Source organism: Amycolatopsis japonica, from assembly GCF_000732925.1.
Taxonomy (GTDB): Bacteria; Actinomycetota; Actinomycetes; order Mycobacteriales; family Pseudonocardiaceae; genus Amycolatopsis; species Amycolatopsis japonica.
Window position 1 is genome coordinate 8133413 of record NZ_CP008953.1, and the last position, 22044, is coordinate 8155456.

Here is a 22044-nt window from a genome sequence, read left to right on the forward strand (position 1 = left end):
GTCTCCGCCGGGCTGGTCTCCGGTGTGGTCCTGACAGCCACAGTTGTGGACGCGGATGGGGCCGGCCGTGGGCGGGCGAGCGCGGGCGGCAGGACGCCATCGGTCCGGGCGGGGCCCGCAGCCTGATGTGCCGACGCCGTGCGCTGCGCCGGGCGGGTAGTGGTCTTCGCCGACTTGTTCCGTGCCTTCTTGCCCACAGCGACGCACTTCCTCACGAGTCAAAAGCCAACTACTGCCATTGATCGTACTATCTATCGTAGTAGTTGGTGTCGACCTTGCCTCGTCGCCGGAGAATTCCGGAAGCCGGACGCTCCGGCGACCGGGCCCTCACCCACAGGATCAACGTGGCGGCAATGGCTCCGGTCGCGGCCGCGATCAGCACATGCTCGACCCAAGGGCCCAGCCGGTCGGCCATCGTGAGATCCCGTCGCAGCGGGATCGTGTCGATCAGCGTCTCAGCGGTGAATTGCCCGGAAGCGCGCGTGACCGTGCCGTCAGGCCGGATGATGGCGCTGACTCCGCTGGTCGCGGCGACCAGCACCGCGCGACCGTGCTCGACGGCCCGCAACCTGGCCATGGCAAGCTGCTGGTAGGTCATCTCGCTTCGCCCGTACCACGCGTTGTTGGTCGGCACGGTGAGCAGTTCGGCCCCGGCGCGGACGGCGTCGCGGCCCGTCTGGTCGTAGGCGACCTCGTAGCAGATCGATGCACCGACGACCGTCTCAGCCAGGCGCAACACCGCCGGGCTCCCGGTTCCCGGTGAGATGTCTTCGCCGCTGTCCGCGAAGGGAGTGACCAGCCGGGCGATCTCACGTGCGGGCATGTACTCCCCGAACGGCACCAGCCGCTGTTTCGCGTAGCGTTGCCCAGGCCCTTCACCGGGCTCCCAGACGACAGCGACGTTCTGGTTGCGCCCATCGGACAGGCGCTCAAGCGCGCCGACGAGCACTGGGACACCGAGTTCGTTCACCAGTTCGCCGAGCCGGTCTCCGTCAGCGGGAATCCGGACCGCAGTCTCCGGCCAGACGACCAGATCGGGCTTCTGGACCCGACCTTCGCGAACCCGTTCGATCAACCGCCGAAATTCGGCGAAATGGTTTTCGCGCAGCGAATCCCGCTCGCCGAGCAGGGCCAGCCCACGATCCGGGGCGTTGCCCTGCAGCACAGCGACTGTCCGGCTCCCAACCCCCACGCCGTCGTCGACACTCAGCACTGCTCCCACCCCGGCAACTATCGGGAGCACAACGGTCAGCGCAGGTCCGAGGATGGCGCGACGAAATCGCCATCCGATCTCGCGCATACGCAGCACAAGTCGCGAGAGCCCGAACCCACAGAGCACCGCGGCGAAGCCCACCAACGGGGCGCCGCCGAGCGAGGCCAGCGGCAAAAAGATCCCTTCGGGCTGCGTGAACGCGATACGCCCCCAGGGAAATCCGCCGAACGGAACCCACATGCGAGGTGTCTCCGCGGCGATCACGACCGCCGCCATCCAGATGGGTCCGCAGGGAAGACGTTGAACCGCGGCGGACAGGCCACCGGCGATGGCGAAGTAGAGAGCCATCGTCACCGACAACGCCAGCCAAGGCCACGGCCCGAAATCGGCGCCAAGGAAGTCCTGCAACCAGGACAGCTGAGGAAGGAAGAACGCGAGCCCGAAAAGGAATCCGCGACCGGCGCCTTGCCGGAACCGGCAACCGTGCAAGGCGAGTCCGAGCACGGCGAACGCCACCGGCGCCAACCACCACCAGGTCCGGGGCGCCAGGCTGAGGTAGAGGATCAATCCGGCGAGTACGGCCGGAACACCTGAGCGCAGTGCACACAGCAGCGTTCGAGCAAGTCTCCGGTCGCGTCGCCACACACGGCAATACTACCGTGCATAGTAGTTCATTACACTGCTCAACCGTACTTACCGTTCATCGCCGACGTCTGCGCCACGTTCCTTCAGCCACTGCAACGGATCCGCCTTTCGGCCGCCGGGTTCCCAGACCTCGAAGTGCAGATGAGGTCCCGTCGAGATCCCTTTGTTGCCCACCTCGGCGATCACCTGCCCCGCCTCGACACGTTGCCCGGCACGCACCCCGTAGTCGTTGATGTGGCCGTAGACGGTGATCGTCCCGTCGTCATGCCGGATACGAACCCACAACCCGAAGCCGCTGGCCGGCCCCGCGTCGATCACGATTCCTCGCATCGGAGTCCGAATGGGGGTGCCGATCTTGTTGGCGATGTCCAGCCCGTAGTGGGTACTACCCCACCGGGGGCCGAAGTTCGAGGTGATCACGCCGGTCACCGGCGGATACACCTTCTTGGAAGCGGCCTCTTCGGCTTGCTTGCGAGCCGCTTCCTCCTTCGCCGATTTCTCCTTCGCCGATTTCTCGCGCGCCACCCTGTCCTGCCGGACGCGCTCGGCGGTCCGCAGGACCGCGACCTCATCGTGCTGAGGCCTCGCGGCGACCGGCAACAACATGCCTGCCGCCGAACTCCCTCCTCCAGCGGCCAGCGCCGCGTTCATCACCGGCTCCTGGAGCGACGGAGTGCCGCCATCGCTGATTCCGGTTTGCGTCGCGGCCGTCGCGGCGCCCGCACTGAGACCGAAGAGGAACACTCCTGCCCGTAACGCAGTTCGCACGCGAACTCCAGTTCCGGAGTGATAGCCGGCCACGAACACACCTCTCGGTCGGGAACAAGCTCACCGCCGCGGCACGCTACCACTATGCTTAATAGTAGGTAGCGAGCGATGTCACACACCGCGCGAATATCCCTGGCACAGGCTCGAAAATCCACCCTTGCGACTTACCCCGTGGGGGTATATCTTTAGTGCTCCACATACCCTCCGCCCGTATATCCAGGAGGAGCCATGGCCACGGGACAGACAGTGCCGGCCGCTCGACCCACAAGGCACACCTCGCCGGGCGACCGCACAGCGAGCACTCAGTGGGAGGACGTCGGCGCCGCCCTACTCGGCTTGTGGATCGTCGTCGCCGTCTTCGTCGACGGCCGGGCGCACTGGCTCGGCTTGCCGGACTCTTTCTTCACCCCATGGCATGGAGCTCTCTATGGCGGGCTGACAGCGCTCGGCGGCTGGCTTGTCGTGATGGGCTGGCGGCGGCGGACGACTTCAGGGCCGGCCGCGGTCTTCGCGCCTCCCCGGGGATACGGATGGGCCTTGACTGGGGCTGTCGTGTTCGCGGCAGGTGGTGCCGCAGACATGATCTGGCATGAGATTTTCGGTATCGAGGCAGGAATCGACGCGCTGCTGAGCCCGTCGCACCTCGTGCTTTTCGCGGGCGCGGGCATGCTCCTGTCGGGTCCGGTGCTCGCCGCGCGAGCGAAGGAAGGCAACCTGCCGAAGACACCGCTTCTGCCGATCGTGGTGGCTGTTCTCGCGCTGTCGGCGGTGGCCGCGTTCGCGTTGAGTTTCCTGTCCGCGTTCCTCACCGATTCACCCCTGCAAGCGGTGGGCGACTTCCCCGAAGGAACACCGGAACACGTCGCGACCGAATCGAGGGCAGTGGCCGGCCTGGGCAGCTTTGTCGTGACCTCCTTGGTGATCGTGCTGCCGTTGGTCTACCTGCGCCGGACCTGGCGGCTGCCGTTCGGAATCGTGACCGCGTTCGTCATAGCGCACGCCACACTGGCGTCCATTGTGGTCGATTTCGCCTTCACCGGCGCCTGGTCCATCGTCGCCGCGGCGACCGCGGGCCTCATCGCCGACACCGCGCTGGACATCATGCGCCGGTCGGGACTCTCCTCACGGGTTCTGACCTTGGCGACGGCCGCCGTGATTCCCACCCTGTTGTGGTCGGCTTTGATGCTCACCCTGGAGTTGACACACGGCCTTCAGTGGTCTGCCGAACTGACCGGCGGCGTGGTCGTCGTGTCGGCGATGGTGTCGGTCGTGATCACCCTGCTCCTCGACCGTCGAGAGCTGGTCGCCGCGACAAGGTAAGCGGTGCCCATCCAGCGGCGGAAGCCGCGCGTGACGGTGTCCGCGGGCCGCTCACGCCGACGGGTCCACTTGCCCAGAAATCGATCGAACGGTGGAACCGCCGGGGTCAGGTCGTAGTGGACGACGTCGACGGGATGAAGTCCAGCCTCTCGCATCCGTCGCCACAGCCACCCGACCGGAAGAGCCCGGATGCCGGACTTCGGCACACCGTGCCGTCGCCCGGACGAACGGCCGAGCAAACCCTCGGCTCGCCCCAGCAGCCGAAGAAGCGGCCAGTACACACCCCACTCGAACAACCGGTACGGACTCAGCGGATTCAGCATGCTGACGAGAACGATCCCGCCTGGACGCACAACCCGTTCGAGCTCCCGCAAAACCGCGACAGGGTCGCAGTACTCCAGCACTCCCATCGCGACCACGACATCGAAGGCAGCATCAGGGAACGGCAACGCTTCGGCCACGCCGACCACCAGGTCGACCTCGGCATCGGCCGTACCGCCCGCGGCCTCGACGACCATGGCCGGCGACCGGTCGACGGCGGTGATCCGGAAATCTCCAGGGCGAGCATCGAGCACACGCCGGACGAAGACTCCCGGACCGCAACCGACGTCGAGAAGGTCACCACCCGGACATCGATCCAAAACCTCGAACACGGCATGCAGTCTCGAAGAGAAGTACCGCTGAGCAGGCCCCGACTCCCGATATGAAGCGGCGTAGGTGGAAGCAAACGACGGGTCATCGAACCGCGTGCGGATCTCCGCACAGCCGGACGGGCCGTCTGGATCTGTACCTCGCGCCTGGTAGCGAACCTTCATTTCCGCCCTCCCCGCAACAGCAACAACTATCCATGATAGTAGCCTACCTACTATCATGGATAGGAGTAACCAAGGAGCTTCGCCGCGCCCTGCCTCGCTGCCGCCAAGTGATACGATGAGCCCTAGTAGACAGTGCACGCGATAGCGCCGGACAGGACCATGACGGCCGACAAGGAGGTCTTATGCGCGGTCTCGGCGATCTTGAGAGTGCGGTAATGGACATCCTTTGGTGTGCCGAAACCCCGCTGAAGGTCCGTGAAGTACTCGAGCAACTCGACACCGGCAAGAACCTCGCTTACACCACGGTGATGACGGTGCTCGACAACCTGCACCGCAAGCAGTGGGCGGAACGCGAACGGCACGGCAAGGCGTTCGTCTACCACCCCGCACAGAGCCGGGCGCAAGCCGCCGCGAAGTCGCTGCGCGAGGTCCTGAACGAATCCGGCGATCCCGAAGCCGTCCTTCTCCACTTCGCCACGACGGTGTCACCCGAGGAATCAGCGGTGCTGCGCAAGGGTTTGCGCAGAACGGCCCGCGAATGACCGCGGCACTGGCGCTCCTGCTGGGCGCGGCCCTGACCGGCTGGTTCACACCCGCCCTGCTGAACAGGATCAATCCGGCCCGAACAGACCCTTCGGCGCTACTCGTCGCCTGGCTGCTGGCCGCCGTCGGCGTTCTCGCGGCGACCATCGCGGGCACCGTCCTACTGCTGTCTCCAGGCCACGGTGCCGGCACCACTGTGATGTCGATCGTCAACGAGTGCCTGGCGGCGATCTCCCATGGCACTCCCCCACGTGCCGAGGTCTTCGCGGGCCTGGCCGGCATCGCGCTCGTTTCGCTCTTGACCCTCCGGTTCGCCGTCATCGTCGTGCAATTCGCTCGACGACGTGCTCGCACCCGTCGGCAGCATCTCGAGACCCTGCAAATGGCCGCGCGCTGCGACGACCACTGCCCCCGCACCTGGTGGCTGGACCACGATGAACCGATGGCGTTCAGTTATGCCTATCGCCGAGGGGTCATCGTCGCCACCGAAGGTCTCGAACGACATCTCTCGGCCGCCGAGGTCGCCGCCGTACTGGCCCACGAGCGCGCACATCTGCGCGGCAAGCACCATCACGTGATCACTTGGGTCGACGCACTCGCCAAAGCCCTGCCGTTCCTCCCGCTCTTCCGCGAGGCTCCTTCGGCCGTGCGCATGCTCGTCGAGCTGGCCGCGGACGTCGCCGCGGTACGCGAACATGGCGCCGCAACGGTACGTACGGCGCTGCTCAGCGTCGCCGGGCATGGCACTCCGGATGGCACACTGGCCATGGGTGGCGGCGGCGTGGAGCTACGGCTCGCCGCGCTGACGAACGGGGGCGCACCCGCTGGGCGCGCGAAGCGGATTCTGGCGTGCGCTCTCGCCGCGGCGACGATGACCACGCTTCCGATGTTCACTGGCGCCGGTGTTCTGCTCTCGGTCGCCGTCGTCGCTTGCCCGTTGACCGGAGCCTGAGCACGCTCAGACTCCGGATCATGCCACCGGCCAGGACTGCATCAACAACTCGGCATTCCACTGCTGGCGAACCGACAAAGCGGCCACTCCGATGATGAGGATCGCCACGGCGCCACGCCGCCATCGCCGCGGCAAGCGAATCTCAAGCCAACGACCGGCGATCATCCCGACTCCGGAGCGGACCAGCATGCAGAGAACCGCGGCGGCGAGAGGGAAGACCAGCGGGTTGTAGCGGGCAGCAGCAGTCGCTTCCCCCGTTAGCAAGAGGAAAGTCGCCCGCGTACCGCCACACAACGGGTCCATAATGCCCAGGTAGTGCAGTGGTCCGTGAAGATCGACCGTCGGTACGCCGACCATTCGCAACATCACTGCCCCCGCCAAGAAGACGACGGCCGCGATGGTAAGTCCACGATGACGATCACGATCCAGCGATACGAGAACACGACCGGTCACAGCTGAGTCATCACTTCTCTGGCACAGAAGGCGCGAACGAACAGCGGCAACGGGCGGGTGCGAACCTGGGGTACAGGAACCAAGTCCGCGCCCGCCGCGCCGTAACGAGTGACCAGCAGGGAAACTCGCACGAGCCGAATACTAACCATGATAGTACCCGGCGCGCAATCCCAGCCCTCCAGCTCTCTACTAGGAGCTATAGTAGAGGATCGGACCCGAGCCCGAGGAGGCGCGATGGCCAGCTTCTGCCCACTCGGCGTCTCGGCGGCGGCCTACCTGATCGGCATCCTCGACGAGACCGAACGAGCGGACTTCGAACGACACATCCGGTTCTGCCGGAGCTGCCGCCAGGAAGTCGACGACCTGACGCCGGTCGTTCGGCTGCTTCAAGCCATGAAGGCCGACCTTGCAACGAAGAAGCGCACCCGGAACCGCTAACCCTCCCCTTGAAACGGAGAAGGCCACGTCGGCGATCTACCTACTAGCAACCGTAGTAGTGGTGTCGAAACGATCCGACCCGGCAGCGAGGAGCGACAGTGACGGTCTTCGGCACCCACGTGCCCATTTCGAGCTGGACACTGGTGGCGCTGGTCGCCGGCTGCCTGGTCAGCGTGCCACTCGCCAAGCTACTTGCGGCTCGCACCGGCTGGAGCAGGAACGCCACCCTGACTACGCTCATGCTGCTCGCCGCCAGTCTGGCCATCACGCTGACTCCCGGCGAAGATTCGGGCGTATACGAGTTTCACCCTTGCCTGTCCATCGGGACCGCGGATCCGATCGACGGACTCCTGCATTCCGGCGGCGGACTCGGCGGCACTCTGCTCAACGCCCTGCTACTGCTTCCCCTCACCTGCGCCGCGACCCTGGCGACCAAACGCGCGCTGCCGACGTTGTTCTTCGCGTTCCTGCTCCCCGCGCTCATCGAGCCGCTGCAGACCTTGATCCCCGGCCGGTACTGCAGCCTGTCCGATCAGGCCGCCAACACGGTCGGCGCCGTGCTGGGCGTGGCGCTCGGCTACCTGCTGCTCCGACGAGCGAGCAGGCATGGATCCGATGACGCCACGCCCGAGAAGGCCGGCGATCAGGGCCGTGGAGATGCTCGGTAGCCCAGTCCCTCGATCGCCTTGATCACGTCCTCGACGCTGCTTCGGTCCGCGTCCAGCTCGACGGTGCTGATCCCCTTTTTCATGGTCGTCTGCGTGCTCAGCACGCCGGGGAGGTCTTCCAGCGCGTCGTCGATGAGCAAGGCGCAGCTGCCGCAGTGCATACCGTCGACCTGGAAGATGAACTTCTCGGTTGATGCCATTGTGGACTCCTAGGACTCAGACGACGGTGATGACGCCGGTGTACATGCCCATGCTGCAGGCGTAATCCAGCCGTCCCGGCTGGAGGACACCGAGGTCGATCCGGGTCTCCCCCTTGACGGGCAGGATCTTCTGTTCGTCCCGGATGACGAACGACCGCACGCAGCCCTGGGCCCTTTCCGATTTGATCACCAGTGTGGTGGGCACGCCAGATTTCGCCTGAACGTTCTCCGGGCTGTAGGAACCGGTGCGCGCAGTGATCACCACGGTCTGCTTTCCGTCCACTGTGGATGCGGCTGTGGCGTCGGCACTTGCTTCCGAGCCGCCGACGGCTTGAGCGATGCGGCTGGCCGCCAGCGGTGATCCGGCGAGCTCCAAACCTCCGTTGAGGGTGTAGAGACCCATAGCCAGCACCACGAGCCCGGTCACCAGCGCGAGCTTGCCCTGCCATGCGGTCGCGGCTTTGCGGGCGGCGTAGCCGAGGATCGCGAACAACGGACCGGTGCCGAGCACGAATACCGCCATCGTCGCCGCGCCGGCGAGCGCGCTGCCCGAGGTCAGCGCCAGGGCTTCGACGGACAACGTCACCCCGCAGGGGATCAGGACGGTGGCCAGCCCGAGCAGCGCCGGTGCCAGCGCGGCCTGTGACCGTGTTCGATTCCGGACGATCTTCATCCACGAGATCGGCGGTTCGACGACCACCCGGCGGAACCCAGGTACGCCGAGCTGAGCCAGCCCGAAGACGATGACCAGCAGACCGGCTCCGATCTGCAGCCAGGTGCGGGCGCCGACGGAGAGTTCGACGGCGCCGCCGACGGCGCCCAGGAGCGCTCCGAGCAGCGTGTGCGAGACCAGCTTGCCCACGAGGAACCCGCCGACCGGCGCGAGGTCGTCACCGAGCTGGGCACGCCAACCACGCTGATCCGCCTCTTGTTCGGACCGGGCTCGAGTGTTCCCTTGATACTGCGTTCGGCCCTTGGCGGGGCGAGCCGGCGTGGCCGATGATGCGGCCGCGGCCTTTTGGCGGGTGATCAGCCCGGTCAGCAGTCCACCTTGGACCGCGGCACAGGAAACGCCGCCGGCGAACAGACCGGTGACCAGGACAGCAGCGAGATTCATGCGAAAGCCTCCTGCGAGGAAGTAGCGAGAAGTCGATGAGCGCTAGCCCGACACGGCGGCCAGAACGAGCGACCGGCCGTAGTGCGGCCAGTTTTCTCCTACGTCCGCAGAAGGCAGAGTTCTTCGAGTTTCGGAGCCCGAGACCAGATAACTGGGCTCGCTACAACGCGTACTCGCCTGAAAGCCGTCACCAGGCCCCGCAACCGTGAAGGTGGCAACGCCGCGACGGCCGCGACGACCGCGAAGAGGAAGGCGAGGCAGGTCGCCAGCGTCCCGCCCAAACCCTGATGGTCGAGCATTCCGCCGCTTTCAGCCGCACAAGGTGCGGCGACCCGCGTTTCCGCCGATGATGCGAGGGAATCGCAGGCAATGCGCGTCTCCGCGTGGCCCATGTCGTGCGCCATCGGCATAGCCATGCCTTCGGTGCACTGCAACCCGGCCGCGAACGCCACACCCGCCAGGACGGCCAGCACAGCAACAAGCCGGGCGAGCTGTCCTCGCACGGTCGTCGTCTGGGCTGTCCGCGTCACGACGGCGATGATACGGAGCACGGGCGTCAATTCCCCGTTCGGCTCCGGTCATGCTCCGCTCACACCGAACACATCGTCTCCAAATGTAGACAGAGTGTCTCCAAAAAGGCTAGCGTGTGCGCTCGAACTCACCGAAGGGACGCCGCCGTGACCACACCACCCGACCGTCCGGACACTCCAGCCGACACCGAGCCCGCCGATCGTCCGGAGCCGAGGCCCCGCTGGGTAGTCGCGGTCGCAGCGGTCGCGATCACGCTGCTCGTCATCTTCGTGGTCCTGCACCTGGCCGGCGTGAACATCGGCGGGCATCGATGACTCCGCGGTTGCGCAAGCTGTCGCTCACGGTCCACATCGCGACGTCGCTCGGCTGGCTCGGTGCCGTGGCGGCGTTTCTGGCCCTCGCCATCGTCGGCCTGGCCGCCGAAGACGTCCAGGCCGCACGCGCCGCGTACGTCGCGACGGAGATGGTGTCCTGGCTCGTGATCGTGCCGCTGAGCTTCGCCGCCCTGCTCTCGGGCCTCGTGCAGTCCTGGGGGACCGCCTGGGGATTACTGCGGCACTACTGGGTGACGATCAAGCTTCTGCTCACGACCTTGGCCACGATCGTCTTGCTGGTGCACACGCAGGTGATCGACCATGTGGCGGAAACAGCCGCGCAGCCTTCCTTGCCGCTGGAGCCGTTGTCCGGCATGCGGACCCAGCTCGTCGTCGACGCCGGCGCCGCGATCCTGATCCTGCTCGCGACCACGGCATTGGCCGTCTATAAACCGCGGGGGCTGACGCGCTACGGGCAGCGCAAGGCAAGGCGCGCGTAGGCTGATCAAGTGCCCAAGATCTGGAGTGAGTCGATCAAAACGCACCGGCAGGCGGTGCGGGACGCGGCTTTGGACACCGCCGCCTCCCTGGTCGGAGAGCGTGGCCTGACCGGCGTCACGATGTCGCACATCGCCGAGCGCGCCGGAATCGGCCGCGCGACGCTGTACAAGTACTTCTCCGACGTCGAGGCGATCCTGGTCGCCTGGCACCAGCGCCAGATCGCTCGTCACTTGAGCCTGCTCACCGCCGCGAAGGATCGTGCCACCGACCCGCTGGACCGGCTCACCGTCGTGCTCGAGACCTACGCCTTGATTTCTCAGGAACATCACGGCACTGAACTGGCCGCTTTGCTCCACCGGGGCGAGCACGTCGAACACGCCAGGGAACATCTCAAGGGTTTCGTCGAGACACTGATCGCCGACGGCGCGCGGTCCGGTGATCTCCGCGAGGATGTCCCGCCCGCCGAGCTCGCCACCTTCTGCCTGCACGCGCTCACCGCGGCCGACGGAATGCGGTCGAAGGCGGCCGCCCGGCGCCTTGTCCAGGTCACCCTGGCCGGGCTGCTTCGCCACTCCTGAGCAACGAGAACAAACAGGTGTCCCCGCCACCACAAGGTAAAGACTTGCCAAACAACTACTATTACTCTTAGTATCAAGTTTGCCAGAGCGCTCTCGTAGCGTTCCGCACCGCCCGCGTCGACCCTCCCCCTTGGCGACGCGAGTCAGCGGGTGCGGGGTCCCGCATGACTCCGCACCCGCCTTTTCGTATCGTCGGCGCCATATGGAAAATCCGATTAATCGCGAATATGGCACCTCGCTGGCGCCGTGCATCGGCATTCCCGCATCTCGGGACGCGATAGACGGCTCGCTCGACACTTGATCACACTGCGTTCAAATGAAGTTCACCCACAACTACCATGGGTAGTAGTCCAAGGTGAAATCGAGTGAATTATTCGCCAGCAGTAGAACTAATACGATTGAAGGTAGCAGACGGAAGATCTTTGCTGATACGGTCCGATAACTGTGAGGGGCTATCCGACTACGCCGCGTCGCAGAGTGAAGCCACTGCTGTGGCTCGTCACTCTGCTCTTCTGGCTTTTTTCGCTGCAGCTGGGCCAATGTTTCCCGCAAGCACACGCCCACGCGGACGAGCACGTCACCACCAGCTCCGCGACGCAGGCCCCACTGGCCGACGACTGCGAGCCGGAGCACCACGCACATCCACAACACACGACCACGGACGCTATTCATCGCGGTACCCGCGGAACGACGGATACGACGTGGTCGGCGATTCCCCTCGGGAATACGTTTACCGGATTATTCCGCTCACCGGTTCGTTCTCCCGGCCACGGAAGCCCGGGACGGGATCCGTGCATACCCGGACGCACCTTGCTCACCGAGATCTGTGTCACGCGAACGTGATCGGGCTCAACGACCCAGCCGACCCCGTTCCGTTCGACCGTCGCGCCCCGCGACGATTCACTGAAAGAGATCTCGATGAGGACACCCTTGTCCGCCAATGGCTCGACCGTGTCCGGGACCACCCTCCCCGGCCAAAGGACCAGCACGCACGGCCGCAATCCGGCCAGTGCGGTCGGCAACACCCCGGTGCTCTGGATCCACGAGCCGGACGCGGCGCCGGGCCGCGGCTTCTGGGCGAAGCTCGAAGGGTTCAATCCCGGCGGCATGAAGGATCGCCCGGCCTTGCACATGATCGCCCGCGCACGCGAACGGGGCGACCTGGCTCCTGGTGCGCGGATCGTGGAGTCGACCAGTGGCACGCTGGGACTCGGCCTCGCGCTCGCCGGAATCGTCTACGGCCACCCGGTCACCGTGGTCACCGACCCCGGCCTCGAGCCGATCGTGCACCGGATGCTGGCCGCGCACGGCGCCCGTGTCGAGCTCGTCACCGCCCCGCATCCGACCGGCGGCTGGCAACAAGCCCGCCGGGACCGCGTGCAGCAGCTCCTGGCCGAAGAGCCCGGCGCGTACTGCCCCGACCAGTACAACAACCCGGACAACGTGGACGCCTACCAGCCGCTCGCGCTGGAGCTGGTGGATCAGCTCGACCGCGTCGACGTCTTGGTGTGCTCGGTCGGCACCGGCGGTCATTCGGCCGGCGTCTCGCGGGTCCTGCGCGAGCACTACCCGCGGATGAAGGTCGTCGGCGTCGACACCATCGGCTCCACGATCTTCGGCCAGCCGGCGCGTCCCCGGTTGATGCGCGGACTCGGGTCGAGCATCTATCCGCGCAATGTGGACTACCGCGGTTTCGACGAAGTCCACTGGGTCGCACCGGCCGAGGCGGTGTGGACCTGCCGCCGGCTCGCCGCGTCCCACCACGCGACCGGCGGGTGGAGCGTCGGAGCGGTCGCACTCGTCGCCGGCTGGCTGGCCAGGACCGAAGCCGCCGACACGAGGATCGTCACGATCTTCCCCGACGGACCCCACCGCTACTTCGACACCGTCTACAACGACGACTACTGCGCGGCGAACGGCCTGCTCGGACAGACCCCCGCAGACGAGCCCGACGTCGTCGACGATCCCGCTGACCAGGTCGTCGAGCGGTGGACGCGCTGCGCCCATGTCATCGACCCGTCCGAGGTGCGGGCGTGAAGGATCTGGCCGTCAAGTTCCGGTCGTTCGACCGCCCTTCCCAGCTGTTGATGCTGAACCAGTTCACCATCAACCTGGGCTTCTACATGCTGATGCCCTACCTCGCCGGGCACCTGTCCGCGGATCTCGCGCTGGCGGGCTGGGCGGTGGGCCTCATCCTGGGCGTGCGGAACTTCTCCCAGCAGGGCATGTTCCTGATCGGTGGCACCCTGGCCGACAGGCTCGGCTACAAACCGCTGATCGTCGCCGGCTGCGCGCTCCGGACGGGCGGTTTCGCCCTGCTCGGCCTGGTCGATTCGGTTCCGGCACTGATCATCGCCTCGGCGGCCGCCGGATTCGCGGGCGCGCTGTTCAATCCCGCGGTACGGGCCTACCTCGCCGAAGACGCCGGCGAGGAGCGGAGGGTCGAAGCCTTCGCGTTGTTCAACGTGTTCTACCAGGCAGGCATCCTGCTGGGCCCGGTCGTGGGGCTGGTCCTGACGAGTTTCGCCTTCCAGGTGACCTGCCTCGTCGCGGCCGCGGTGTTCGCGGTCCTGACCGTGCTGCAGATCCGGTCCCTGCCGCCTCGGTGGCGTGCCAAGGGCGACCCGGCCGCACGGACCTCGATCCGGCAGGACTGGGCGACCGCGTTCGGCAACCGCTCGTTCGTGCTGTTCTCGCTCGCGATGATCGGCTCCTACGTGCTGTCGTTCCAGGTCTATCTCGCCCTGCCACTCGAAGCTCGCCGGGTCGGTGGGCCCGGAGTGGCCGGAACCACACTGGTGGCGCTGCTGTTCGCGGTGTCCGGCGGGCTGGCGATCGCCGGACAGCTGCGGATCACCGCCTGGTGCAGGCGGCGGTGGGGGTCCGGCAAATGCCTCGCCGTCGGCCTCCTGCTCATGGGAGCGGCGTTTCTCCCGCCCATGCTCACCGCTGACGCCACGACCGGTCCGGCGGCGTTGAGCTGGGCATCGCTGATTCTCTCGGCTGCTCTGCTGGCGCTCGGGACCATCGTGGTCTTTCCGTTCGAAATGGACACGATCGTCGCCCTCTCCGGCGGCAAACTGGTCGCGACTCACTATGGGCTGTACAACACCGTGGTCGGCGTGGGCATCTTGCTCGGCAACCTGCTCACCGGCACCGCGTTGGACCTCGCGAGAAATGCCGGTGTACCAGCGGCACCATGGGCCGCCCTCGCCGTGATCGGAGCCGGTTGCGCCTGGTGCCTGCGCGCACTCGACAAGGCCGAACGCCTGACCCCGGTGGCGGTGTGAATGCCGTGACCCTGACGCATCGGCCTCAGCGGATAGGTAACCTTGGGTCATGACGGCGAGCGCGCTCAGCAGAACCCAGCGGGTCTTCCTGCTGGGTGTGCTCGCCTTTTGCCTCGTGGCGATGCATCACCTCACGACGTCGACCGGTATGCCGGAGATGTCTCCGGCGGCGCAGGTCACCAGCGTCGGGCACGGTGAAGGAACCGCCGCCACCGAGCAGGATGGCGGCCATCCCACCTCCCCGCACGACGACCACGGCTTTCTGCACCTGTGCCTCGCCGTACTCGGTGCGATCGGCGCCCTGCTCGCCGGGCTGGGACTGCTTTTCCGGTTACGCCGGGCCCATCCGGTGTTCAGGGCGGCCGAACCGGCCAGTCCACGGGCCCCGCCGCCACCGTCCAGACCTCCGGACCGGCCCGGCAGGCTGATTTTGAACTCCTTGTGCGTATTGCGCGTGTGATGGACGGGTTTCCTCGTCGATCACACCCATTTCAGTAAGACAAACAAGGATGTATTCACCATGCGCAAATCACTGATCGTCAGCGGTGTCGCCATGGCCGCCGCGCTTGTTCTCGCGGGCTGCAGTGGCAACGACGCCGGAATGTCCGGCATGGACCACAACAACTCGTCGGCGGCTCCGTCGTCGGGGCAGCAAGCAGGCCAGAACGCCGATGACGTCGCCTTCGCCCAGCAGATGATCGAACACCACAGCCAGGCACTGGACATGTCCAAGCTGGTGCCGTCGCGCAGCACGAACCCTCAGGTCATCGACCTCGCGAGCCGCATCGAGAAGGCCCAGGATCCGGAAATCCAGCAGATGAAGGCGTGGCTGACCGCGTGGGGCGCGGGCCCCGCGGCGAGCTCGAGCATGCCCATGGACCACGGCTCGATGTCGGCGACCCCCAGTGCGCCGACTTCCGGCATGGACCACGGCTCGATGTCCGGCATGATGACCGAGGCCGAAATGAAGGAACTCGAGCAGGCCAAGGGCACCGACTTCGACAAGATGTGGCTCGGCATGATGATCCGGCACCACCAGGGCGCGGTCGACATGGCGAAGACCGAACTCGCCAAGGGGTCCAACGCCGACGCCAAGGCGCTCGCCCAGAAGATCATCGATGCCCAAGAGGCTGAGATCCGCGAGATGCAGGGTCTGCTCCCGCAGGGCTGATTCACCGCCGCCGGGCGCTTTCCGCGCCCGGCGGCCGCCATCGGGTCTCGACGGGATCCCTCGCCAGTAGGTACTATCACGTTTAGTACTACTTGCCGTGGTTCTCTTCCGACTCAGACGACAGGTGATCGATGTCGCGTCATGCGCTCCGGATCGTTACGCCGCCCCGGAGCCTCCTCGTGCAGCTCCTGCACTCATGGACAGAGGAGCCTCGCATCCTCCACATCGGCGCCGTGGACGATGGAGCAAGAGCATCGCTAGTGGACGCGGGATTCATCCTCACCGTCGCGACCAATGTGGACGATCTCGACATCACCTTGCCCGCCGGAACGTCCTTCGGGTCGATCCTGCTGAGCCAGGAAGCCTTGTCCAGCAGGGAAAGTCTGCGCTCTCAGATCCATTTGCTCCACAAGGCCGCCGAACACGTCACGCCGAGTGGCATCGTTGTCGTCGAGGTATGCCCCGCGACGTCGGCCGAGCGAACCGAACCGCGGCACGGCGCGCACATCCACATCGCCGACGAGCTCGATCTGATCGCCGAGATGGCGGGATTGCGTCGCGTCCACCGCTGCCAGCTCAGCGAAGTCTCCGGCGATACGACCGTCGCGAGTCTGTACCGACGGAAGCAGTAGCGACCATCACGTTTCTGCTTCTCGCTACTCTACGCCACCTACTTAGTACTAAGTGAAATAGTGGACAAGTGCGGCTCGTTACCTTACGGTGACCCGCGGGCCTTCGGGGCGGTCCGTGACCAGGCTCGAAAACACGACAGGAGATCCAGCACCCGTGACACCGCACCGACGCCGTACGGCTTCACTGCGCGTCTTGACTGCCGCCGTTCTTCTCCCGCTCGGATTGAGCACGATCCCCGCGAGTGCGCAGCCCGCGCCGCCGCCCGCCGAGGCGCAGGACCCGATGGCTCGCTATCAGCGGCTCGGCGCCGACGCCGCCAAGGCCGAAGAAGACTTCTCCGCCGCGCAAGATGACCTCGCCGCACGGAAAGCCACGAGCGCCAAGGCCGACGCCGACCTCGCGGCCGCCAACTCGGCCTTGGCGGACGCGGAGGGCTCCATCACGAAGTTCCGGGGCGAGGTCGACAAACTCGTCGCCGCGAACTTCCAGGGAGCGTCTTCGGTCAATCAGCTCGCGGCCTTGCTCGACAGCAACAGCCGGACGGAGTTCCTGCAGAAGTCCGCGGCCATCTCCCTCCTGTCCGGCCAGAAAGCGGACGCGCTCGCCGGGCTGCGGACCGTCCTCGACAAGGCCGCCAAAGGCCGGACACAGGCGGCAGAAGCCCAGAAGCGGGCGAGCGAGGCGACAGCGGCCGCACAGTGGGCCGTGGATCAGGTCACCAACCGGAAGAACGACCTCGACAAGCAGATCAAGCAGGTACGCCAAGCTCTAGGAGCGCTTCCTGCGCAGGACAAGGCCAAACTGGGCAAGGTCCAGGACAGCGGCTCTTATCTCGGCCCTCCCGGAGCGGCGAACGACGCGCTGCAAGCCGCACTGTCCAAAAGGGGCTCACAGTACGAGTGGGGCGCCACCGGCCCCGCCGAGTTCGACTGCTCCGGCTTGACCTCCTGGGCCTACCGCCAGGCCGGCGTCAACATCCCCCGCACCAGCCGACAGCAGTACACGGCCGGAAAACCGGTCTCCCTCGACCAATTGCAGCCCGGCGACCTGCTGTTCTATGACGACGGGACCGGAAATCCCGGTGCCATCCACCACGTCGGCATGTTCGTCGGCAGCGGGAAGATGGTCGACGCTCCGACCGAAGGACAGCTCGTCGACGTGCGCTCGATGAAGGGTGACGGGCACCTGATCGGCGCGAGGCGCATCGTCGGCTGACCAGGGCGGGACGGTATCCTCCCTGGCAGGAGGTGTCATGCGTCGGTTGGGCGAGCTCGAAGCCACGGTGATGGACGTGCTGTGGCGCGGTTCGGAACCCATGCTGGTCCGCGAGGTGCTTCAGGAGATCGCCAAAGAGCGGGATCTGGCGTACACCACGGTCATGACCGTGCTGGACAACCTGTATCGCAAGGAATGGGTCGTCCGGGAAATGGAAGGCCGCGCGTACCGTTACCGAGCGATCACTTCCCGTGAGGAATCCACTGCTCAGGCTCTTCGTGACGTGCTCGACTCGGCGAGCGACCCGGAATCGGTACTGCTGCACTTCGCACAGTCGGTGTCCGAGGAAGAGTCGGACATCCTGAGCCGCGCCTTACGCCGAAAGCAGCGAAAGCGGTGATCCCCGCCGCCGCGCTTCTCCTCGGCGTCCTGATCGTCGGCTGGTGTTCCCCACCGGTCCTGGCGAGGTTCGGGACGCCGCAGGGCAGCCCGGCGGCGGCGATCGCCTGGTGGCTCATGACCGCGCTCGGCCTGCTGATCGGCACGGTCGGCGGCGTACTCCTTCTCGCGCTGCCCGGCCATGGCCCCGCGGATCAGATCACGCGCTTGATCGACGCTTGCCTGTCCTCGATCAGTCACGACGGGATACCGTCCCTTGACCTGGTGGCCGGCGGTACGGCCGGAGTCCTGCTGACGTTCGCGCTAGTCCGCCTGCTCTCGTCCTCCGTCAGGCGTCGCCGACACCGCAACCAGCTCCATCGACGTCATCTCGACGCGCTGCGGCTAGCCGGATCCAGGCCATCGGATCGCGTCCGGACCTTGTGGCTGCCGCACGAGGACCCGATCGCCTACAGCCTGGGTGGACGCCGCGCCATGATCGTCGCGAGTGACGGGCTGCGTTCCCGGCTCACCCCTGCCGAACTGCAGGCGGTGTTCGCCCACGAGAACGCTCACGTTCGCAGCCGTCACCATCTGCTCACCGGATGTGCCGATGTGCTGGGCAGGACGCTGCGCTTCGTCCCGCTCATGCGCGAGCTGCCGAAAGCGATCAGCCTGTTCGTCGAGCTGGCCGCCGACCGGACGGCAGCCGCGGAATGCGGAGCCGGTCCGGTCCGATCGGCGCTGCTCACCATCGGAGCCCCGGGCGGGCCGAAGAAAGCGCTCGCGATGTCGGGCGGTGACACCTCGATCCGGATCAGCCGGCTCGAGGACCGTCAGCGGTTGCCCTTACGGTCCGGCATGACCAGCATCATCGGCGGTTTCGCCTGCTTGACCGCCCCTGCGGTCGTTGCCGTCGCCCTCATGGGGGCGTTCAGCCTGGCCTTCTGTTGAGAGCCGGCTCAGCCGATCGGCAACAGGTCCGATAGCCCGGTACGCCGCAGCAACCGGCGGATCGTCGCCGAGGGCAGGAACCGAAGGGCTATACGGTCGGCAACACAGCGAGTGTTGAGGCCGACCAGGGCAGACAGACCGCTGGTATCGCAGAAGTCCACGTCACTCAGGTCGACCACCACGTTGTTCGGTCTCGGGTCGAACGCCTGACGGAATTCCGCTTCGAGGAACTCTCTGGTCACGAGATCGATCTCGCCAGACACTGCGATCATCACGTGTCCTGGACCTGCGCTGGTGGTCGTCACGGACAGTGGATGCGTCCTGTCTCCATCGTCTCCGCCTGACACGGTCATCCTCTTCCCTAGGGCGGCTGCGTTCTCGTCGAGCTTCGCATCAAGACCAGGGTGCCACCGTAATCTCGATTTAAACCTTCCCCTGAAACGCCGCGTGGAGGGCAGACCTGAACGGTCTCGCCCTCCACGCGGTGGTACAGCCGGTCATCGCACGACCGCCGGGTCACCTCCGGCGACTTCGCTCGGCTGGGCCTTCGGGGTCCGCAGGGTGGCCATGGCCAGGAAGCCACCGGCAATCGCGATGCCCGCGGCACCGAGGAACGCGGCCGAGTATCCGCCGGTCAGTGCGACCGGGTCCCCGATGCTTCCGGCGCCGAAGGACACGCCGACCGCGGTCATCGCGGCGAGGCCGAGCGCCGAGCCGATCTGGTACGAGGTGTTCACGATGCCAGACGCCAGTCCGCCTTCCTCCGGTTTCGCGCTGGAGATGGCGGTGCCCAGTGACGGGATGAACGCGAGCGCCTGGCCGAGTGCCGCGACCAGCGAGGCGGGCAGGACGTCGACGAGGAAGTTGCCGGTCGGGCTGACGAACGACAGCCACACCAGCCCGGCGGCGAGTGCCCACAGGCCGCCGATGACCATCTTCTTCGGCCCGAAGCGCCCGATCAGCTTCGGCGCGACCGCGACCATCAACACCACGATCAGCACCGTCATCGGCAGCAACGCCGCACCACTGGCGAAGGCCCCGTATCCGAGGACCTGCTGCAGGTACAGGTTCAGGAAATACCACATCGGGATCCACGCCGCACCGAGCAGGAACTGCGCCAGGTTCGCGCCACCGAGGTTAGGCGTCCGGAAGATACCCAGCCGCACCAACGGCACCTCCCGCTTACGCTGGATCAGCACGAACACTCCGAGCAGCGCGATACCGCCTGCCAGCGCGCCCCAGGTGCCCGCCGCGGCCCAGCCGGCTTCCGGTGCCCGCACGACGCCGAACACGGTCAGCCCGAGACCCGCGGTCGCCGCGACGGCGCCTGCCAGGTCGACCGAACCACGCCGGGCGGGAGCGGACGGCATCAGCTTGCCCGTCGCCGCGATCGCGACCAGGGAAATCGGGACGTAGAGCCAGAAGATCCACGGCCACGACAGCCACTCGGTGATCACGCCGCCGAGGAACACCCCGGCGGTACCACCGGCGGGCGCGGCCGCGCCGTAGAGCGCGAGCGCCTTCGTCAGCTCACGCGGCCGCGCGCCGAACAGCATCATCAGCAGCGTCAACGCCGACGGCGCGATCAACGCGGCACCGGCTCCTTGCAGGACCCGGCCGAGGAGTTCGACCCACGCGGTGCCCGCGACCGCGGCGACCACCGACCCGCCGAGGGTGACGACCCAGCCCGCGGTGAACATCTTGCGTGCGCCGAACAGGTCCGAGAGGCGCCCGCCGAGCAGCAGCAGCCCGGCCAGCGCGATGACGTAGGCGTTGAACACCCATGACAGGTCTCCCGGGGAGAACCCGAGGTCTTGCTGCATCGCGGGTAAGGCGACGCCGATGATCGAGGTGTCCATGATGACCATGAACTGGGCCAGTGCGATGAGTCCCAGCGCCCACCACCGTCGTGGGTCCGGGGTTGTCTCCGCCATGACGACCGTCCTTTCGAGACTAAATTACCCCTAGGGGGTATTTCGGACCTGAACGTAGACCTGATCATCAGCGTGGCGCAAGTACCCTTAGGGGGTATTGGTGTCACGATCGTCACAGGTGTCGTTTTCATGGCAAAACCCGTTGCGCGGCAAAGGGTCGTCACGTACAACATCGAAGACCTCAACGGCAGGTCGCCGAGACCAGGCAGGACTTGTGGCCCAACCGCGAGCCATCAGCGCTGGACAGGTACCCCCTACGGGTATAAAGTTCCTGCGACCGACCGACAGCATCAGGAGGAGCCGTGCAGCGTCTTCACTCGCTCGACCCGAGCGACGCGCCAGCCAAGTCCGCCGAGCTGCTCGACGACATCATCGGCCGTCGCGGCTCGGTAGGTCCGATGGTGGCCGCGATGGCCCACTCCCCTGCACTCCTTCAGGGGTACCTCGACTTCTCGCGGGCCATGAAGCGGGTCAAGCTTCCCCGGGCGCTCAGCGAGAAGGTTTCTCTCGCGCTGCAGGAGTGGATCGGTTGCGCGCTGTGCTTGCAGGCACACACGCGCGCCGCGCAGGCCGCCGGGCTCAGCGACAACGACATCGCGCTGGCGCGGCAGGGCACCTCGACTGATCGGCGGGAGGCCGCGCTGATCGCGTATGCCGTGCGGGTCCTCGCCGAACCGGCGTCGATCGGCGACGAGGACGTCGCCGAGTTGCGAGAGCACGGCTGGAGCGATCAGATCATCGCCGACACGGTGGGACTGGTGTCGCTCAACCTGCTGACCGGTTCGTTCAATCTCGTCGCAGGACTCGAACCCGTGTCTGCTGAGCAGTCCACAAAGGAGAAACACAACCATGTCGGTTGAGCACGACCACTCGCACCACGAACACCAGCACCACGGTGAGCACGGTGGTCATGGTGGTCATGGTGGTCATGGTGACCATGGGGGCCACGAACACCACCAACCCGCCAAAGCGTCCTGGGGCATGGCGGCATCGGCCACCCTGCACTGCCTCACCGGCTGTGCCATCGGCGAGGTGCTCGGCATGGTGATCGGCACCGCGCTGGGCTGGGGCAACGTCGCGACCATCGTGCTCGCCGTCGCGCTGGCGTTCGTCTTCGGTTACGCGCTGACCATGCGCGGCGTCCTGCGCGCCGGCGTTGGCTTCAAGCAGGCCCTCAAGATCGCCCTCGCCGCGGACACCGTGTCGATCCTCGTCATGGAGATCGTCGACAACGGCGTCATGATCGCCGTCCCCGGCGCGATGGACGCCGGGCTCGGCAGCTGGCTTTTCTGGGGCGCGCTCGCCTTCGCGCTGCTCGTCGCCTTCGTGCTCACCACCCCGGTCAACAAGTGGCTCATCGGCCGCGGCTCCGGGCACGCGGTGGTCCACGCCTACCACCACTAGGAAGGTCCA

27 protein-coding genes are annotated in these 22044 nt (G+C 66.4%); 18 read left to right on the forward strand and 9 right to left on the reverse strand.

What is annotated here, in order from left to right:
* Positions 1 to 247 precede the first annotated feature (247 nt).
* Positions 248 to 1858 carry an apolipoprotein N-acyltransferase gene (gene lnt / locus AJAP_RS37680; RefSeq protein ID WP_051972721.1) on the reverse strand — a complete coding sequence of 537 codons (1611 nt, stop codon included), beginning with the start codon at positions 1856 to 1858 and terminating at the stop codon, positions 248 to 250.
* A 48-nt stretch (positions 1859 to 1906) separates the two neighbouring features.
* Positions 1907 to 2626 carry a M23 family metallopeptidase gene (locus AJAP_RS42760; RefSeq protein ID WP_063777826.1) on the reverse strand — a complete coding sequence of 240 codons (720 nt, stop codon included), beginning with the start codon at positions 2624 to 2626 and terminating at the stop codon, positions 1907 to 1909.
* A 336-nt stretch (positions 2627 to 2962) separates the two neighbouring features.
* Here AJAP_RS42760 and AJAP_RS37690 point away from each other — a divergent pair, with 336 nt between their 5' ends.
* The gene (locus AJAP_RS37690; RefSeq protein ID WP_148311625.1) at positions 2963 to 3946 is read left to right on the forward strand and encodes a hypothetical protein; all 984 of its coding nucleotides are present in this window, start codon (positions 2963 to 2965) and stop codon (positions 3944 to 3946) included.
* Here the strand turns inward: AJAP_RS37690 and AJAP_RS43345 are convergent.
* Positions 3838 to 4599, reverse strand: a complete 762-nt coding sequence (locus AJAP_RS43345) for a class I SAM-dependent methyltransferase (protein WP_407639388.1) — start codon at positions 4597 to 4599, stop codon at positions 3838 to 3840. The two genes, AJAP_RS37690 and AJAP_RS43345, sit on opposite strands and share 109 nt — an antisense overlap.
* Before the next feature lie 344 nt (positions 4600 to 4943).
* Between AJAP_RS43345 and AJAP_RS37700 the strand changes: the two genes are divergently transcribed.
* Both AJAP_RS37700 and AJAP_RS37705 read left to right on the forward strand, forming a co-directional pair.
* Positions 4944 to 5303 carry a BlaI/MecI/CopY family transcriptional regulator gene (locus tag AJAP_RS37700; protein ID WP_038520441.1) on the forward strand — a complete coding sequence of 120 codons (360 nt, stop codon included), beginning with the start codon at positions 4944 to 4946 and terminating at the stop codon, positions 5301 to 5303.
* Positions 5300 to 6256: a M56 family metallopeptidase gene (locus tag AJAP_RS37705; protein WP_038520444.1), complete on the forward strand. Its 957-nt coding sequence runs from the start codon at positions 5300 to 5302 to the stop codon at positions 6254 to 6256. The genes AJAP_RS37700 and AJAP_RS37705 overlap by 4 nt, the downstream gene beginning before the upstream one ends.
* An 18-nt stretch (positions 6257 to 6274) precedes the next feature.
* Here AJAP_RS37705 and AJAP_RS37710 read toward each other — a convergent pair whose 3' ends face one another.
* Entirely contained in the window at positions 6275 to 6709 is a 435-nt protein-coding gene (locus tag AJAP_RS37710; protein WP_084098469.1) for a DUF2752 domain-containing protein, read from the reverse strand.
* 234 nt (positions 6710 to 6943) lie between these two features.
* Here AJAP_RS37710 and AJAP_RS37715 point away from each other — a divergent pair, with 234 nt between their 5' ends.
* Together AJAP_RS37715 and AJAP_RS37720 are read left to right on the forward strand one after the other, a co-directional pair.
* Entirely contained in the window at positions 6944 to 7147 is a 204-nt protein-coding gene (locus tag AJAP_RS37715) for a zf-HC2 domain-containing protein (protein WP_038520450.1), read from the forward strand.
* Between the two features lie 98 nt (positions 7148 to 7245).
* Positions 7246 to 7815 carry a VanZ family protein gene (locus AJAP_RS37720; protein WP_038520453.1) on the forward strand — a complete coding sequence of 190 codons (570 nt, stop codon included), beginning with the start codon at positions 7246 to 7248 and terminating at the stop codon, positions 7813 to 7815.
* Here AJAP_RS37720 and AJAP_RS37725 read toward each other — a convergent pair.
* The 3 genes from AJAP_RS37725 to AJAP_RS37735 all read right to left on the reverse strand — a co-directional run bounded on the left by AJAP_RS37725 (position 7791) and on the right by AJAP_RS37735 (position 9662).
* Complete coding sequence (locus AJAP_RS37725; RefSeq protein WP_038520454.1) at positions 7791 to 8015, reverse strand: heavy-metal-associated domain-containing protein; 225 nt, start codon at positions 8013 to 8015, stop codon at positions 7791 to 7793. The genes AJAP_RS37720 and AJAP_RS37725 overlap by 25 nt on opposite strands.
* A gap of 16 nt (positions 8016 to 8031) precedes the next feature.
* The gene (locus tag AJAP_RS37730) at positions 8032 to 9132 is read right to left on the reverse strand and encodes an urease accessory protein UreH domain-containing protein (RefSeq protein WP_038520456.1); all 1101 of its coding nucleotides are present in this window, start codon (positions 9130 to 9132) and stop codon (positions 8032 to 8034) included.
* A 98-nt stretch (positions 9133 to 9230) separates the two neighbouring features.
* On the reverse strand, positions 9231 to 9662 hold the full coding sequence (locus AJAP_RS37735) for a DUF6153 family protein (protein ID WP_148311627.1): 432 nt from the start codon (positions 9660 to 9662) through the stop codon (positions 9231 to 9233).
* Between the two features lie 147 nt (positions 9663 to 9809).
* Here AJAP_RS37735 and AJAP_RS44200 point away from each other — a divergent pair, with 147 nt between their 5' ends.
* From AJAP_RS44200 to AJAP_RS37785, 11 genes are all read left to right on the forward strand, one after another.
* Positions 9810 to 9977 (forward strand): hypothetical protein, encoded by a 168-nt coding sequence (locus tag AJAP_RS44200; protein WP_158509819.1) that lies wholly within the window; start codon positions 9810 to 9812, stop codon positions 9975 to 9977.
* Complete coding sequence (locus AJAP_RS37740; protein WP_038520461.1) at positions 9974 to 10477, forward strand: hypothetical protein; 504 nt, start codon at positions 9974 to 9976, stop codon at positions 10475 to 10477. Before AJAP_RS44200 ends, AJAP_RS37740 begins: the two co-directional genes overlap by 4 nt.
* Positions 10478 to 10486: 9 nt before the next feature.
* Entirely contained in the window at positions 10487 to 11056 is a 570-nt protein-coding gene (locus tag AJAP_RS37745) for a TetR/AcrR family transcriptional regulator (protein WP_038520464.1), read from the forward strand.
* 918 nt (positions 11057 to 11974) lie between these two features.
* Positions 11975 to 13093 carry a PLP-dependent cysteine synthase family protein gene (locus tag AJAP_RS37750; protein ID WP_051972723.1) on the forward strand — a complete coding sequence of 373 codons (1119 nt, stop codon included), beginning with the start codon at positions 11975 to 11977 and terminating at the stop codon, positions 13091 to 13093.
* The gene (locus AJAP_RS37755) at positions 13090 to 14346 is read left to right on the forward strand and encodes an MFS transporter (protein WP_038520470.1); all 1257 of its coding nucleotides are present in this window, start codon (positions 13090 to 13092) and stop codon (positions 14344 to 14346) included. Before AJAP_RS37750 ends, AJAP_RS37755 begins: the two co-directional genes overlap by 4 nt.
* A 49-nt stretch (positions 14347 to 14395) precedes the next feature.
* Entirely contained in the window at positions 14396 to 14806 is a 411-nt protein-coding gene (locus tag AJAP_RS37760) for a DUF6153 family protein (protein ID WP_038520473.1), read from the forward strand.
* A gap of 60 nt (positions 14807 to 14866) precedes the next feature.
* A complete protein-coding gene (locus tag AJAP_RS37765) occupies positions 14867 to 15517 on the forward strand; it encodes a DUF305 domain-containing protein (protein WP_038520476.1) in 651 nt (216 codons plus the stop codon).
* Between the two features lie 260 nt (positions 15518 to 15777).
* Complete coding sequence (locus tag AJAP_RS37770; RefSeq protein ID WP_038520479.1) at positions 15778 to 16149, forward strand: hypothetical protein; 372 nt, start codon at positions 15778 to 15780, stop codon at positions 16147 to 16149.
* A 193-nt stretch (positions 16150 to 16342) separates the two neighbouring features.
* Positions 16343 to 17365 (forward strand): C40 family peptidase, encoded by a 1023-nt coding sequence (locus tag AJAP_RS37775; RefSeq protein WP_228694773.1) that lies wholly within the window; start codon positions 16343 to 16345, stop codon positions 17363 to 17365.
* Positions 17366 to 17402: 37 nt separating this feature from the next.
* Positions 17403 to 17765 (forward strand): BlaI/MecI/CopY family transcriptional regulator, encoded by a 363-nt coding sequence (locus tag AJAP_RS37780; protein ID WP_038520486.1) that lies wholly within the window; start codon positions 17403 to 17405, stop codon positions 17763 to 17765.
* Positions 17762 to 18697 (forward strand): M56 family metallopeptidase, encoded by a 936-nt coding sequence (locus AJAP_RS37785; RefSeq protein WP_038520489.1) that lies wholly within the window; start codon positions 17762 to 17764, stop codon positions 18695 to 18697. The genes AJAP_RS37780 and AJAP_RS37785 overlap by 4 nt, the downstream gene beginning before the upstream one ends.
* Positions 18698 to 18705: 8 nt before the next feature.
* Here the strand turns inward: AJAP_RS37785 and AJAP_RS37790 are convergent, their stop codons facing one another.
* Entirely contained in the window at positions 18706 to 19002 is a 297-nt protein-coding gene (locus AJAP_RS37790; protein WP_228694774.1) for an STAS domain-containing protein, read from the reverse strand.
* 192 nt (positions 19003 to 19194) lie between these two features.
* A complete protein-coding gene (locus AJAP_RS37795) occupies positions 19195 to 20631 on the reverse strand; it encodes an MFS transporter (protein WP_038520495.1) in 1437 nt (478 codons plus the stop codon).
* 302 nt (positions 20632 to 20933) lie between these two features.
* Between AJAP_RS37795 and AJAP_RS37800 the strand changes: the two genes are divergently transcribed.
* Positions 20934 to 21491: a carboxymuconolactone decarboxylase family protein gene (locus AJAP_RS37800; protein ID WP_038520497.1), complete on the forward strand. Its 558-nt coding sequence runs from the start codon at positions 20934 to 20936 to the stop codon at positions 21489 to 21491.
* Complete coding sequence (locus tag AJAP_RS37805; RefSeq protein ID WP_084098471.1) at positions 21481 to 22035, forward strand: DUF4396 domain-containing protein; 555 nt, start codon at positions 21481 to 21483, stop codon at positions 22033 to 22035. Before AJAP_RS37800 ends, AJAP_RS37805 begins: the two co-directional genes overlap by 11 nt.
* The last annotated feature ends 9 nt before the right edge of the window (positions 22036 to 22044 follow it).